Source organism: Psychrobacillus sp. FSL K6-2365 (assembly GCF_038003165.1).
Classification (GTDB): Bacteria; Bacillota; Bacilli; order Bacillales_A; family Planococcaceae; genus Psychrobacillus; species Psychrobacillus psychrodurans.
In genome coordinates this window covers 3,750,832-3,765,544 of the sequence record NZ_JBBOOO010000001.1, presented here as the reverse complement: position 1 = coordinate 3,765,544, position 14,713 = coordinate 3,750,832, and the positions used below count along the sequence as shown (strand labels likewise).

Annotated in this window: 15 protein-coding genes; 8 read left to right on the top strand and 7 right to left on the bottom strand. The window is 37.7% G+C overall.

What is annotated here, in order from left to right; translation table 11 throughout:
• Nucleotides 1-2 precede the first annotated feature (2 nt).
• The gene (locus MKY29_RS19040) at nt 3-1,004 is read right to left on the bottom strand and encodes a PQQ-dependent sugar dehydrogenase (RefSeq protein ID WP_340880560.1); all 1,002 of its coding nucleotides are present in this window, start codon (nt 1,002-1,004) and stop codon (nt 3-5) included.
• Nucleotides 1,005-1,166: 162 nt separating this feature from the next.
• On the opposite strand from MKY29_RS19040, the gene MKY29_RS19035 reads away from it, so the two are divergent.
• Both MKY29_RS19035 and MKY29_RS19030 read left to right on the top strand, forming a co-directional pair.
• Nucleotides 1,167-1,901 (top strand): sulfite exporter TauE/SafE family protein, encoded by a 735-nt coding sequence (locus MKY29_RS19035; protein ID WP_093495884.1) that lies wholly within the window; start codon nt 1,167-1,169, stop codon nt 1,899-1,901.
• A 12-nt stretch (nt 1,902-1,913) separates the two neighbouring features.
• The gene (locus tag MKY29_RS19030; RefSeq protein WP_340880559.1) at nt 1,914-2,873 is read left to right on the top strand and encodes a D-2-hydroxyacid dehydrogenase family protein; all 960 of its coding nucleotides are present in this window, start codon (nt 1,914-1,916) and stop codon (nt 2,871-2,873) included.
• A gap of 178 nt (nt 2,874-3,051) precedes the next feature.
• Here MKY29_RS19030 and MKY29_RS19025 read toward each other — a convergent pair whose 3' ends face one another.
• On the bottom strand, nt 3,052-5,202 hold the full coding sequence (locus MKY29_RS19025; RefSeq protein ID WP_340880558.1) for a M28 family peptidase: 2,151 nt from the start codon (nt 5,200-5,202) through the stop codon (nt 3,052-3,054).
• 194 nt (nt 5,203-5,396) lie between these two features.
• On the opposite strand from MKY29_RS19025, the gene MKY29_RS19020 reads away from it, so the two are divergent.
• Both MKY29_RS19020 and MKY29_RS19015 read left to right on the top strand, forming a co-directional pair.
• Nucleotides 5,397-5,852, top strand: coding sequence for a helix-turn-helix transcriptional regulator (locus MKY29_RS19020; protein WP_093495887.1), 456 nt, complete (start codon nt 5,397-5,399; stop codon nt 5,850-5,852).
• 17 nt (nt 5,853-5,869) lie between these two features.
• Nucleotides 5,870-7,033, top strand: a complete 1,164-nt coding sequence (locus MKY29_RS19015; protein WP_241600153.1) for a PstS family phosphate ABC transporter substrate-binding protein — start codon at nt 5,870-5,872, stop codon at nt 7,031-7,033.
• 161 nt (nt 7,034-7,194) lie between these two features.
• Here MKY29_RS19015 and MKY29_RS19010 read toward each other — a convergent pair whose 3' ends face one another.
• Genes MKY29_RS19010 through MKY29_RS18990 form a run of 5 tightly spaced genes read right to left on the bottom strand, consistent with a single transcriptional unit; the run spans nt 7,195 to nt 10,082 of the window.
• Entirely contained in the window at nt 7,195-7,635 is a 441-nt protein-coding gene (locus MKY29_RS19010) for a small multi-drug export protein (RefSeq protein WP_245402519.1), read from the bottom strand.
• Between the two features lie 59 nt (nt 7,636-7,694).
• A complete protein-coding gene (locus MKY29_RS19005) occupies nt 7,695-8,105 on the bottom strand; it encodes a DUF3021 domain-containing protein (protein WP_093495890.1) in 411 nt (136 codons plus the stop codon).
• A complete protein-coding gene (locus MKY29_RS19000) occupies nt 8,102-8,560 on the bottom strand; it encodes a LytTR family DNA-binding domain-containing protein (RefSeq protein WP_241600169.1) in 459 nt (152 codons plus the stop codon). Before MKY29_RS19000 ends, MKY29_RS19005 begins: the two co-directional genes overlap by 4 nt.
• A gap of 53 nt (nt 8,561-8,613) precedes the next feature.
• The gene (locus MKY29_RS18995; RefSeq protein WP_241600152.1) at nt 8,614-9,360 is read right to left on the bottom strand and encodes an ABC transporter permease; all 747 of its coding nucleotides are present in this window, start codon (nt 9,358-9,360) and stop codon (nt 8,614-8,616) included.
• Between the two features lie 11 nt (nt 9,361-9,371).
• Entirely contained in the window at nt 9,372-10,082 is a 711-nt protein-coding gene (locus tag MKY29_RS18990) for an ABC transporter ATP-binding protein (protein ID WP_093495893.1), read from the bottom strand.
• A 206-nt stretch (nt 10,083-10,288) separates the two neighbouring features.
• On the opposite strand from MKY29_RS18990, the gene MKY29_RS18985 reads away from it, so the two are divergent.
• The 4 genes from MKY29_RS18985 (at nt 10,289) to MKY29_RS18970 (ending at nt 14,676) form a co-directional block, all read left to right on the top strand.
• Nucleotides 10,289-11,218, top strand: coding sequence for an AEC family transporter (locus MKY29_RS18985; RefSeq protein ID WP_093495894.1), 930 nt, complete (start codon nt 10,289-10,291; stop codon nt 11,216-11,218).
• A gap of 12 nt (nt 11,219-11,230) precedes the next feature.
• Nucleotides 11,231-12,841 carry an ATP-binding protein gene (locus MKY29_RS18980; RefSeq protein ID WP_241600150.1) on the top strand — a complete coding sequence of 537 codons (1,611 nt, stop codon included), beginning with the start codon at nt 11,231-11,233 and terminating at the stop codon, nt 12,839-12,841.
• Complete coding sequence (locus MKY29_RS18975; RefSeq protein WP_241600148.1) at nt 12,825-13,517, top strand: response regulator; 693 nt, start codon at nt 12,825-12,827, stop codon at nt 13,515-13,517. The genes MKY29_RS18980 and MKY29_RS18975 overlap by 17 nt, the downstream gene beginning before the upstream one ends.
• Nucleotides 13,518-13,653: 136 nt before the next feature.
• Nucleotides 13,654-14,676 (top strand): Bug family tripartite tricarboxylate transporter substrate binding protein, encoded by a 1,023-nt coding sequence (locus tag MKY29_RS18970; protein WP_241600146.1) that lies wholly within the window; start codon nt 13,654-13,656, stop codon nt 14,674-14,676.
• Nucleotides 14,677-14,713: the final 37 nt, after the last annotated feature.

Sequence of the window (14,713 nt, the reverse complement as noted above, 5' to 3'; positions counted from 1 at the left end):
TTTTATTTTATCCTATACAGCACGTCATCGTCCTCACCAGGTGTTCCGCGTCCGTCGGTATTATTAGTGATGAAATAAAGCGATTCTCCATCGGAGAATACATCTCGTACTCGTCCGAATCCTGTAATCGAATGTTCCACTTCGCCAGTTTCTACATTCATCACTTTAACAGACTCTCCACGAAGTGTTGCTACATATAGTTCGCCTTTATGAAATGTAATGCCAGATGGTGCCCAGGTTTCGTCACTACCAGAAGTAACAATAGGAGTTTCAAGCCCTTCTTCACTTTTCTCCCCCTCGATAATTGGATAGCCATAGTTTTTACCTTGTTCGACTAAATTGATTTCGTCGTTAGCTGACTGGCCATGCTCAGCTTCGTATAGCGTTCCATCTGCGGCCCAAGCAAGTCCCTGTGGATTACGGTGCCCCATGGAGAATATTTCAAATGAGCCATCGTCTTCCATGCGAAGAATTTTCCCATTTAGTGAAGTTGGGTCTTGTGCATTACTAGGATTACCTGCGTCTCCAACGGTCACATACAACGAACCATCTGGTCCAATCTCCAAACGCCCCCCATGATGAATGTTGCCGGTCGGTATGCCGTCCAAATGAATCGCAGTTTCTTGCCATTCGTCTTCTCCTCGTTTGAGAGTCACGACTTTGTTAAAGGACTCTCCGTTTATATCATACGTATAGTAAGCAAATGCTTCACCTGTTTCTTCAAAGTCAGACTTCAGCACAAAGCCGAGTAATCCAGCTTCAGAGATAGCTGCAAGATTATCCGAAAGTCGAACTGGTTCATGTACAACAGAACCACCTTGTATAAGTGCAATCGTTCCGACTCGTTCTGATATATAAAAGGTATTATTGTGTAAATTGATAGACCATGGAATATTTAAATTAGTAGTGATCTTCTCTGCAATTGGACCCTGAGTGGGTAACTTTACAGCCTCCTCTGTACAACCAAATAATACTAGTGAAATAACTAATAACCATTTCTTCATGAAATCCCTCCTTATATTACTACTTCCCTTAAGAGTACTAATAATCCTTTCAAAGATGATAAGTTTTTCATATGCAAAACGATAATAACTATCGAATTTACTTATGATAGGAGTCAAGGTATGCTAAAAGAACAAAAGTGGTTTTTGAAAGAAGGCATTTAAATGGAGTTTTTAATCTTTTTCATCATAGGAATTGTGGGGAATGTAGTAGGCACATTAGTAGGTGGGGGAGGTCTTATAAGCTTGCCGATGATGCTATTAATGGGACTGCCAGTGCATTCTGCCATTGGGGCAAATAAAGTGTCCAACACTGTCAGCTCGCTTTCAAGTTTTCTAGTGATTTTCACTAAAAAGGAAGTAACCGGAAAAGAGGCACTTTCGGTATTGGTATTTTGTTTAGGAGGAGGAATAATAGGAGGGCTCATTGCATCTTTTCTAAGTGGAGAGGTACTAACGATAATTGCTATTATTTTACTTAGCTTCGCCTTTGTTACATCCTTTATGGGAAAAGGGAACTTTGGGGGAAAGGAAACCTTTCAACTGAATAAAAAAACAGTTCCAGCATTATTAGGAATTGGTATGTACGATGGCATGTTCGGCCCTGGGAGCAGCACACTTGCTCTATACTTGTACGCGAGTGAAAAAATAGCCTACATTCGAGCTGTTGGGCTTGCTCGAATTGGTGTATTCTCTAGCTGCTTTGGAGCATCGATTACGTATATTTCTACTGGAAAAATAATATGGCCAGTGACACTAGCATTAATGCTAGGTGCAATAATAGGTGCCCAGCTTGGACTTCGCCTTGCACGAAAGTTAAAGGCAGAGCATGTTAAGCCGTTATTACGAGTGGTCACTATATTGCTTTTAGTGCAAATTGTTGTGGATTATTTGAAATAGGGAGGAATTAGTATGAGGATACGCTGTGCTATTCTAGATGATTATCAGCAAGTTGCCTTAAAAATTGCCGACTGGTCAACTATTACAGAGAAGGTCGAGATTGTATCGTTTTCTCAGCACTTTTATGATGAAAATGAACTAGTAGACTACATTCGTGATGCAGAGATAGTAATTGTTATGCGCGAGCGCACACCTTTTGGAGTCACACTTTTTGAAAAACTACCGAAACTTAAATTGCTGATTACATCTGGAATGAGAAATACATCGATTGACCTTGTGGCTGCAGCTGCTCATGGAGTAACTGTTTGTGGAACTGCCAGTTCTTCAGAGCCACCAACAGAATTAACATGGGCCTTAATACTAAATTTGGCACGTAATATTATGAAGGAAAACACTGACCTACGTAGTAATGGATTATGGCAGAGCACGGTTGGGACGGATTTATATGGTAAGCGTTTAGGTCTCCTGGGGCTGGGGAAAATAGGTGGACGAATGGCAACTATAGCGAAAGCCTTTGGAATGGATATAATCGCTTGGAGTCAAAACTTAACGAAGGAGCAGACGGATCAGTTAGGTGTTCAGTTGGCAAGCTCAAAAGAAGAGCTGTTGGAAACAAGTGATTACGTCTCTATTCATCTAGTACTAAGCGACAGAACTAGAGGTCTTATCAGTGAAAAGGACTTACAACTCATGAAAAGCTCAGCCTATTTGGTTAATACATCTCGTGCAGCTATAGTTAACCAGCAGGCTCTCATAAAAGCTCTCCATGAAAACTGGATTGCAGGAGCAGGATTAGATGTATTCGATATCGAACCGCTTCCAGTGGACCATCCATTCCGTACAATGCTGAACGTATTAGCAACTCCACATTTAGGCTATGTAACAGAAAGAAATTACACTACGTATTACCGAGAAGCAATAGAAGATATTCAAGCGTACTTGGATGGAAGAGTAATTCGTTCTTTAATTTAATAGATAGGCAAGAGAAAGGCTATCCGAGTTCACTTTAAGAGAGTCTATTTCAAATGTACGCACTAACCTGTACCTTGATTTGTAGGAGTGTGACGGACAGTTAAATGCCATAAGATTACCGAAAAAAATGCTGGTCGTGACCTCAGTCACAATCAGCATCTTCCCGGTTATTCTATTATTATTTTAATGCCTCTAGCTTTTTAGCAAGCTCCTGTACAGCAATGATTTCTTCAGCTGTAGTTTTTTGCAGTAGTGCTTTCTGTCTTTCAAGTGCTTCATTCAGAGTGGCTAGTTCTGCGGATATATCGGCATCTTCTTGTCCACTTTTTTCGATTAATGCGTTGATTGGATCGAATAGATTTTCGTGGCCAACAATTCTACCATCACCCCACATAAGTTTTTCCTTAGGAGCATCTAGCACATAGTCTGTGAAATAATCGAATACCTCTTTCTCAAAATCGTAAGCATACCAGTTATTGTCAATAGCCCATAGGTATTCATCAATCGCAGTAGTTATATCTCCTTTATTTAAGGCATCAATAGCTAGTGTAAGGTTTGTAATATTATTTTGAGCATGTTCGTGTGGGAATATTTGATCATCCTCCCATGTTAAGCGGACGAATTGATCTTCAGCGTATTTGAATGCAGAGAGTAGACCACTATTCAATTCACGGCTATCTTCATATAATTTTTGTGCCTTATCTGTATCTTCCTCAGTTAGAGCGGTTAGGTAATTGTCATTAACTTTTAAAACTTTTGCATTAACTTCTTCTGCAAGCGTTATTGCTTTGTCAATCTCCGCAACTAATTGGTCGGAAGAAACTTCAGCTTGACCAAAAATATCAGCATCAATTACTTTTTTCATTTCTGTCAAACGCGTTGTGAAATCCAATGGAACAACCGCTGTTTGATCGTAATGCATCGAAAGTAATCCGTATAGATTCAAATGGAACTTCAGTGCATCAGCATTATAGGTGTCCTCGTTATCAAATTGGGAATGATAATGTGTGCGCATGAAATCACTATCTTGGAAATCATTCCGAAGAGCTGGAACACCAGCAATTCCAAATGAAAAATCATCGGACCAAGTACGAAGTGGAGAAACAACGGAAATGCCGTCTTTATAGACACCATCTACGCTTGGTACAGTTTTAGCAAATTTAGTTAAGTAATTATTCAATTCGTAGACTGAACGAATTTCATCCTGTGTTGTATGCTCATACGCTGGAAGCTCGAAGTTCATATTGGCAAATGCTTTTCCAACCCATTCAGGATGAATATTGAATATTTGGTTGTAAGCTCCGGTTGACCAGTCATAGCGAGAATTAGAAACTCCCCATTCCTCAGCAGCAAGTGCATTGAAAATAATCGTTTTTTCTGGTTGATACCCACTATCTACTAATCCTTTAGCAACACCCATCATTAACCCGATTGCTGCATGGTCGTCCTGGAATCCTGTGAAGTAAGAATCGTAATGAGCAGATAAAATGATATAGGACTCAGGGTCTTTACCGATAATTTTTCCGTAATAGTTATACGACTTTCCATCCATTTTCACAATAGATTTAGCATCGAATTTTACAGTCATCGCCGCGTTTTCACTAGATTCTAAAGCTTTCTTAAGTTGATTGGCATCTGTTTGGGACATAGAAAATGCAGGAGCATCATCTGGTCCACAGATATCCTGTGCATTAAGCGCGTCTTCATCTGTTTCTGCATATCCAGCTTCCTGAACTGCAATAACTGCAGCAGCTCCTTTTAAATGAGCTTGATAGGCAGGGTAGTTAATCCACCATTCCTCGCGTTGATTTATGTCAATTAAAACTAACTTACCTTCGACATCAAGATTTGCTAAATCATTAGCAGTACCTTTGCCTCCGTATACAATCTCAAGCTCCTTTACACCATTCGTATCAAAATTTACTTGGTAAGCCCCTAAAACTGCTAAATGTTCCTCGCCGTTTTCATCAACGAAAGTTAGGTCAGCCTTTTCAAATTCCCATGTGTCTAAGGTAAACTCGTCCTTTGTTACTTCAGTAAGTCCAATTTCTTTCATTTCTTCAGCAATTTTTTCCCCAGTTTTCAGCTCTGCCACTGATCCAGCAGTTCGGTAACCAAGTTTTTCATTCGTTTTAAATTCCTCTAGGCTCTTTGTGAACTCAAAAGCATAATCGACATCGACGGCTGATAAGTAATCTTTATTCGCATCCACTAAATCTTTTACAGGCGCAACCTCTTCTTTTACATCTGTCGACTCTTTAGGTGCACAGGCCCCCAATGTCATACCGATTAACATGGAAAATGCTAATCCTCCTATAAACTTGTTCATTTATCACATTCCTTTACAAATTTTTTTAACAACTAGAATATTAAACGATAAAACATAAATAATTACAAGATTATTTTTCATTATTATTCATTCCCTATTAATAAAAGAAAAAACACTAAATCTATTGTCTACTTTACACCTTTAGTGTAAAATTACACTAAATAGAAAGAGTATTCATTATAAAGGGGCATTTTATGGATAAAGAATATGTAATTCAGCTTATTTCTGTGAGGATTCGAATGGTTCGACTTGAAAAAGGATATTCACAGGATAAAATGGCAAGCATTATGGGAATTTCGAAGAAAACGCTTGTCCAAATAGAGAAAGAAAGAGTGCTAGCTGGTTGGACAAATATAATTGCTGTATGTGCGTTGTTTCGAGATAGTGAAATTTTGCATTCTGTGTTAGGAGATGAGCCATTGGAAGTGATTGAAACAATTGCTCATGATGGCATTGATCGCCCAAAGGACAAATCGATGGGTGGTCATGTGTGGTGGAAGGAAGTAAGTTCAAAGGGGAATTTCCGAATGCAACAAAATGTTATCAGCCAACATTACCGCATTTTAGACGATAAAAATTATCGTTGGTTCAGTTCTTTTGATGAAGAGGAAACAAATATTCGTCTAAGCGAACTATTCAAAACAGAGTAACAACAGGGGGAATTGGGATGAAAGTAGAGTCGAAAATTGGAGGAGTAATACTTTCTATTTTTGCTTTGATTGGGATGGTGTTCTTTGTATTCGTTGGTTTGTTTTTTGTACTTATAATGGGGGGAATAGATTATATTGCATTGCTTATAACTGGTGGAGTTGTATTATATGTGTTGTTTGTGTTTAATATATTTCACTTTTTTCAAACGAAAAAGCGGAAAATCATATTTGGTAGTTTAGCCGGAGCAGCAATATTAATCAGTGCGATTGCTCCCATAAAGGATATATATACTCATTTAATACCGACAGTAGATGCTGAAGTAGATATAGCTAAGTACGAACCCTTTTCACAATTTGGCAATGTAACAACTTTAAATGAGAAAGCGACACTTCAGCTTACTGATGATCTACCAAGATTGGACGGTGCAACTGCGCTTTATCCGTTATACGCGGCAATTGTAGAAGCAACTTACCCAGAAAAATCCTATCCATCATACAATAGTGAAGTATTGGTGAGTACTACACCATATGCTTATGAGAATCTATTCAGTGGAAAGGTTGATATGATTTTCGCGGCAGCTCCCTCTGAATCACAAAAGAAAATTGCAGAGCAAAAAGGATTAGAGCTTACAATGACACCTATTGGTCGAGAAGCATTTGTCTTTTTTGTCAATCAAAAAAATCCAGTTGATAACCTTACTGTAGATCAGATAACAGATATATATACGGGAAAAGTGTCTAGCTGGGAGCAGCTAGGGGGGAAAAATGATCCAATTCGTGCTTTTCAACGACCAGAAGACAGTGGGTCACAATCTGCGCTTCAATCTCTGATGAAGGGAATGCCACTTATGGATCCACCTTCAAAAGATATCGTTACAGGAATGGGAGGAATCATAAATGAGGTATCTCAATATAGAAACTATAAAAATGCAATTGGCTTTACATTCCGCTTTTATTCTACAGAAATGGTCGGTAATGATCAGATCAAGTTGTTAGAAATAAATGGAGTTGCCCCAACGAAAGAAAATATTCGAGCAGAAACCTATCCTATAACATCCGAATTGTATATTGTGACAGCTGGAACGGATAATTCCAATGTGGAGCCGTTAATTGAGTGGATTTTATCGGACCAAGGGCAAGCACTTGTGGAAAAAGTAGGTTATGTACCAATAAGTGAATAGAGATCACAGTTAGAGAAGGGGAAATCCAATAAGATTACTGAAAAAAGATGCAGTCCATGACGTTAGTCAAGAACTGCATCTCTTTAAAATTTACCGGTAATAATAGAATCAGATTTTGTTCTTAAAGGATTGTCATCACCAATCCTTAATATTATTAGATTCTAATCACGTACAAAAAAGTCAAAGCCAAGGGAGGTTGCAACACCAAATACAATTGCCCAAGCACCTATACTTATTGTTGACCAAACGAGTGTTTTTACTTTAGATGCACCAAGTGTCATCCCAATAAATGCAGCAATATGAGTCCCGATTAAAATAGGTCCAAGTAATAGCATCCCCGGTAGTCCATATTTGTTCCAAAGCTCTTTTGCACGTTCACTTCGCTTAGATGCTTTTTTCTCTTTTCCTTCATTTCGTTTGGCAAGCCAAAGTTTAAATTTATCGTAGCCAATAATTAGCGCAATGACCGTGACCATATTCCCTATAAAACCGAAGATAATCACTGCTACAGGATTCATCCCCGAAATAATTCCAAGTGGAATGACTAGCGCTAATTCTAGCCAAGGGATGGCAGCTCCCAAAAATACTAAAAAGTAATCCATGATCCATACACTTCCTTCCGTTCCTTTAGTTACGATGTAAGTGGAAGATAAGTTTCATTTTATAGCAGTTCAAGCTCATCGTTCAGTTTTTTTACTTGCCGCTTAAAATATAAATAAAAGCTAGCCCAAATAACTAAATAGACTACTAGGAATAATCCCATCGCTGTTAAAAAACTAGGGACGTTAAAAGGCACCCAGCCTATCCCAAAGGCAAGTAAAAAGTAGAGAATAACAACCGTCACGAAATGGAGAATTGTTTGTTGCCATAATTGGAGCATTTTATTTTCGAAGTATAAAGGACTTACAGTGAAAAACCATCCACAAAATACAGATCCTAGTGAGTTTTTCAGAAATAGCGCACCATCTAGTGTATCTTTCTCACTAAATAAGACAACTGAATTGGTCAGTATAACTGCGATAAACGCTCCAAAGAAAATACCAATCATACTTCTAAATAGGAAGGTTTTCATCCGTTTTTCCTCCTGTTCATTTTCAACGCATCTTTAATAGCACTAACGTAGGTACGGGAAACATATTCCTTTACACCGGATTTAAAATACACGCATAAAGTTCCGTTAAATGATGCCTCAAACCTACTTAATTCATGTAAATTGGCAATGACTGATTTTGAAAGTCGTATAAACTTATTAGAGGGAAGAATATCTTCAAGTTCGTACAGCTTTTCCTTCAATTTATAGGAACCGTTTGCGTTGACTGCTAAAACGGAGTCATTTTCGGTATGAAAAAAATGGATGTCTTGAGGCTTTAGTATATGTTGCATCTCTTCCACTTTTCCGACCAAAAATTCTGTATCTCTCCCCTTTATAAAATCTAACACCTCTTGCACAGAGGCATCTAATGTAGGCGTCTCTATTATTACTTTTGTTTCTTTATAATTACGATCGATATCTAGTAAAACCTTCAACTCAAACTCACACTCCTCTTTCATTTAAGTGTAATAGTTTCACTGAGGGGTGGCTATCCTATTTTTCGTTTATTTTGAATATGGAGGCATATCAACGCTACCATTACAAGTAATGCTAAGTATCCACTAGAGAGAAGTGTCTGTGAGTCCAATGAAAACTGGCCGTTCCAAATAGCGATGAAAAGATTGTTCATATGATACAGAGGGTTAAAGTCTGCAACTACTTGTATAAAGTTGGGCATTAGTCGTATAGGCATAGCTAAGCCACCTGTGAAAATAACCACTTGAAAAATAACTATAGAAAACACCAATGCACTGTTCATACGTTGAAAGAAAGAGTAAATAGCTGAAGCTAGGATGAGCAAAACTGCATTCAATAGGATGAAAAATCCGTATGACAATATGACACTCCAAAATCTAAGTTGTAAATCATACATTAGATAACCAATAACAGAAATTAGCACAAAACCAAAGCTAGTCATAAAAATAGCGCGAATAATACTAGAAAGGAGCAGTATTTTTTTTGAAACTGGAGAGATGCTGATTCGTTTTTCCACTCCTGTTGTACGCTGCATTACTTGATCGAACCCGAAGGCAAAAAATACAACCGTAAACGTGATAACTAGTATGAAGGATGGTGTATATGTTTCTGCGTAATTTAAATTACCGGCATAAGTTTGTTCCCCAAATAATTGCCCCATGAATAAATACGTAACTGGTGGTACGACGATTGTGAATACTAAGTAAAATAATTCTCTTGAAAACATTAGTAAGTCATATTTCAATTGAGTCATTAACATATGATTTCCTCCTATATCGTTACTTTCTGAAGATAAAATTCATGGACAGATGGAAAACCAGAAGCTAGGATTCCGGAGGTCGTATCAAAAACTTCGTTAATCCCATTATTGATGAGCATTACTTTGTCACAGTACATCTCAATTTCCTCCATATTATGAGTAGTCAATATGACTGTTCCACCGGTACGAGTATTGTAGTTTGTAATATAGGTCCAAAGCATGTTACGCATATGCGGATCTAACCCAGTAGTTGGTTCATCCAAAATCAGTAATTTTGGTTCAGATAAAAAAGCAATCGCTAAACTCACTATTTGTTTCCAACCGCCTGAAAGGTTATCAAAATATTTCTTACGGTGTGGCTCTAATTGGAAGTCCATTATAATCTGGTGAATCTTTATATTTGATCGATAATAGGCCTTGAATAATTTCAAAAGCTCTTCTACTTTTAGTGTTTTATAAAATTGAGTAGGTTGAAGGACCACTGAGATTTGCTTTCGAATTTGGTCTAAATTACTCTCTTGAATATCTTTTTGAAATAGAACTACATGACCGCCATCATAATCTTTGATAGTCATTAATATCTCTAAAAATGTAGACTTCCCAGCTCCGTTCTTTCCGATCACTCCAATTATTTCTCCAGCCTGTGCTTGAAAGTTTAACCCTCTTAAAACCTGATTAGAGCCATAAGACTTTTCTAAATTGTGGACTTCCACTATATTCATGTCTGTTCCTCCCGTAACTTCTTTGTACACCAAGTGTATGACAATAAGGGGTTCAAGGTCTGCCGTTTCAAGGTGAGATGTATAAATAGCAGAGCAACTTGTAGATTAGGGAAGGTCAGTTGCAGCGGAAGCAGAAAAACCATATGGCGGAAAATTTTAAAGAGTGCGATAATATGTTTCAAAGTAATTTTGAAAGGAGGAGTAATGTGGTTTATTTAAGTATGGTGTTATTTCAAGTGGTTGCTCCGATTTTAATAATGCTTGTGATAGGAGCAATCCTACAACTTAAGTTCCGTTTTAACTTAAAAGCGTTATCTAATCTAATCACATACTGCTTAATGCCAGCAGCGGTGTTTATTAATATTTATGAGACGCAAGTAAATGCAAAAGTCCTAAGTAGTATTATCGTTTATTTACTTATTTTTAGTATTTGCCTTATGATGATTAGTTGGTTATTTAGCAAATTATTAAAGCTTAATAGAAGCCAGGCAGCAATTTTTAATAATAGTATTGTTTTGATAAACTCAGGCAATTATGGGATCCCGGTTAGTCAAATGCTATTTGTGGCAAATCCGCTTGGAACATCGATTCAAGTAATCATTGTTATATTCCAAAACATTATTACCTATACATATGGTTTATATAATTTAATCTCCTCAACCAAATCAGGTTTGGACATACTTCGCAGCTTACTACGTCTGCCGATTGTTCATGCATTAATCATTGGTGCAATAATGAACTTTTGGAATATAGGCCTTCCTATTACATTTAGAATTCCGATTGAGTACTTAGCGAATGCTTTTATATCAATAGCGCTTATTACATTAGGTGCTCAGCTGGCGCAGATAGAGTTAAAAACAATATTTAACAAGGTAATTTTCACTAGCACAGTTGGTCGATTAATAATTGGTCCTACATTAGCTTTGGGATTAATCCTATTAATGGGGTTTGACGGAGTAGTAGCTCAATCACTGTTTATAGCAAGTGCATTTCCAACATCTCGTAATAGCTCTACATTAGCGTTAGAGTATGATGTGGAGGCAAACTTGGCCGCACAAATTGTCTTGTTTTCTACTATTATGAGCTGTATAACGGTTACTATTGTAATTTATATTTCTACTATTTTATGGGGATAGAGAGTGATAAGCATGAAAAAGAAATCGTTACAATCTCGTATTTTTTTAATTGGTGCTGTATTTGTATCGCTTGTTGCAATTATAATAGGAATTTCTTTTTACTTTATCGTTTCAGATGCAGTAGAACAACAAGTAGGAGAACGGGCTCTTAGTATTGCGAAAACGACTGCAGAGCGGCCTGATATTTTGGCAGGGTTTCAATCAGAAAACCCTACAGAAATACTTCAGCCAATTGCCACTGTTATAAAGGAGAAAACAGGAGCGGAGTATGTAGTAATAGGAAATGAAGAGGGGATTCGCTACGCCCATCCAGTATCAGAAAGACTAGGCAAGAAAATGGTCGGTGACGATAATGAACAAGCACTTATTCATGGGAAATCATATATATCCGAAGCAACCGGTACATTGGGGAAAGCTTTACGTGGAAAGGCACCTGTTATAGATGAAAATGGACAAATTATTGGTATAATTTCGGTTGGTTTTTTAAAGGATAATATCGCTACAATCTTTTCTCAGTATATAAATAACATTGCGTATATCGTACTAATTGCTATTTTACTAGGTATTATTGGGTCGAGTATATTAGCACGCAATATTAAAAAAGAATTGTTTAACTTGGAGCCATCAGAGATTGCGAATCTATTTACTGAGAGAAATGCATTGATAGAGTCTGTCCGGGAAGCGATTATTACAGTAGATGCTAATGGAGTTATTAGAATGGTAAATAACGCGGCATATGAGATTTTATCGCTACCTACCTATACAGAGTTAATCGGTCGAAACATTTGGGATGTTATTCCTAATACAAGCCTACCACAGGTCATGGAATCAGGTGAGGGGCAGTTAGACCGACCAATGGAAATACGAGGTAAAAAAGCAATAGTTAATCGAATACCGATACGGATGGGAGATAAAATTGTCGGAGCAGTATCTAGCTTTCGTTTACAGTCTGATTTTGATCGCTTGGCTGAGGAGTTATCACAAGTGAAACAATATACAGAGGCGCTGCGTGCCCAAACGCATGAATACAATAACTCTTTATATACAATTTCAGGTCTTATCCAATTGCAGTCATATGAAGAGGCACTAGAATTGATACATATAGAAACTGCTGAGCACCAATCACTTATCCAATTTATGACGAAACGGTTGCAGGATCCTTTCCTCGGAGGGATAGTAATAGGTTTTTTCAATCGTGCAAAAGAATTAAAGATACGATTTATCTTAGATGAAGATAGCAATTTAGAACGATTACCAAAACACCTTCAAAAAAACTTATTGGTTTCAATCATAGGAAACTTAGTAACAAATGCATTTGAAGCAGTTGATAATTTTCCAGAGGAACAACGGATTGTTCGCATATTAGTAGTGGAGACAGAGGAAGAAATAGTAATAGAGGTGGAAGATTCAGGTGAAGGAATTGCAGATAATTTGTTTGGAAGAGTATTATTGGAGAAAATTTCGACTAAAAGCGAAAATGATCGAGGATATGGATTGCTTAAGGTTCAGGAAAATGTAAGTGATTTAGGTGGAGTGATAGCAATAGAATCTGGTGATTTGGGTGGGGCATTGTTTATCGTGTCGATACCAAAAGGGGGGTACTTATATGACAGAGCAAATTGAAATACTAATCATAGAAGATGATAAAAGAATTTCGGATATACATCGACGATTTATTGAGAAGCTTGATGGTTTTCAAGTAATTGGAACAGCAAACACAGCTGAAGAAGCGAAGGATTGGATTCTATCCTACAAACCAGATTTAATACTACTGGACGTTTATTTACCAGATGCACTTGGGACAGATTTATTAGCAATTATTCAATCACATAGTCCAGAAACGGATATTATCTTTATAACAGCAGCAGCAGAATCAGAAATTGTAAAAAAAGCATTTCGAAGTGGGGTTGCAGACTATATTTTGAAGCCTTTAACCTTTGAAAAATTTAAGGAAAGCCTACTTGGATATAAATCTAAAAGAGAAATACTAGCAGCAGAGGGAAGTGTCGAGGAAGATTTGATCAAGTCTCTATGGAATAACACGATGTCTTCGCCAACATTTTCAGAGATAACACCACCCAAAGGAATAGATCCAATAACAAAAGAGAAGGTAGTAGACTATATAAAAAAAATAGAGAATGGCATCACTGCTGAGTCTCTTGGAGGAGCAGTAGGGATAAGTCGTTCCACGGCGAGACGCTATTTAGAATACTTAGCTTCTGAAAAACTTGTTTACGCCGAATTAATATATGGAACTGTTGGTAGGCCGGAACGGAGATATTTTACCAAATCATTGTGAACTTTATGAACAAAATGCACTTTAAAATCATTATCTAACTTATTACCAAAAACATCGAATATGGGGAATGTTTTGATAAATTATGTATAGGCGTTTGAAAGCGCTATCAAACATATGGTATGAGGGGGATTAATAAATGTGGAAGAAAATCACTACGGTTGCTTTTGCGGCAACTTTGGCATTAGGGTTAGCTGCTTGTTCATCAAGTGATAGTGATGGTGATGGTGCATCGTCGGATGGATCAGATTATCCAAAAAATAATATTACAATAGTTGCTCCGTCGGGTGCAGGTGGTGGATGGGATTTAACTGCACGCTCGGTTGCTAAAATTATGAATGAAACAAAGTTAGTGGAAAAAGCAATTACCGTGGAAAACAAAGCTGGTGGTGGTGGAGCAGTATATATGGCGGAATTTGCTACGAAAGAAGTAAAGAACGATTATGTACTAATGGTAAAATCTCCACCTATCTTAATAAATAATAATAAAGCTGAAGGTAACAGTCCTTATGGTTACAAGGATACGACACCGCTTGCACAGTTGACTCGTGACTATGGTGCAATTGTTGTGAAAAATGATTCAGCATTCAAATCGTTAGAAGATGTTCTTGATGCTATTAAAAAGGATCCAACAACAGTTACATTAGCAGGTGGATCTGCTCCTGGTTCAATGGACCACTTAGTAGGGGTACTGCCAGCATTTGAAGCTGGAATTGATCCAAAATCTGTGAAATACGTTTCATACGACGGTGGGGGAGAAGCAATAGCAGCGCTTTTAGGTAATAATGCGGATGTCATTGCAACGGATGCTTCTACGATTGCAACATATGTAAAATCAGGTGACGTACGTGTGTTAGCGGTTAGTTCGGCAGAGCGTTTAGAGGGAGAACTTTCTGAAGTGCCAACTTTTAAAGAATCGGGCATCGATGCAGAGTTTACAATATGGCGTGGTATTTTCGGACCGAAAGAAATGTCTGATGATGCTAAAGGATATTGGAATGAAAAAATTGGTGCAATGGTTGAAACAGACGAATGGAAGACAGAGCTTGAGAAGAACGGTTGGGCAAGTGAATACCGCAATGGGGAAGAATTTACTACTTATTTAGAAGAGCAGGATAAAGTTATAGTCGAGTTATTAACAGCGCTTGGAATGCAGAAATAATAGTTTGTAGGCGGCTATCACGGTCGCCTTTTCTGTT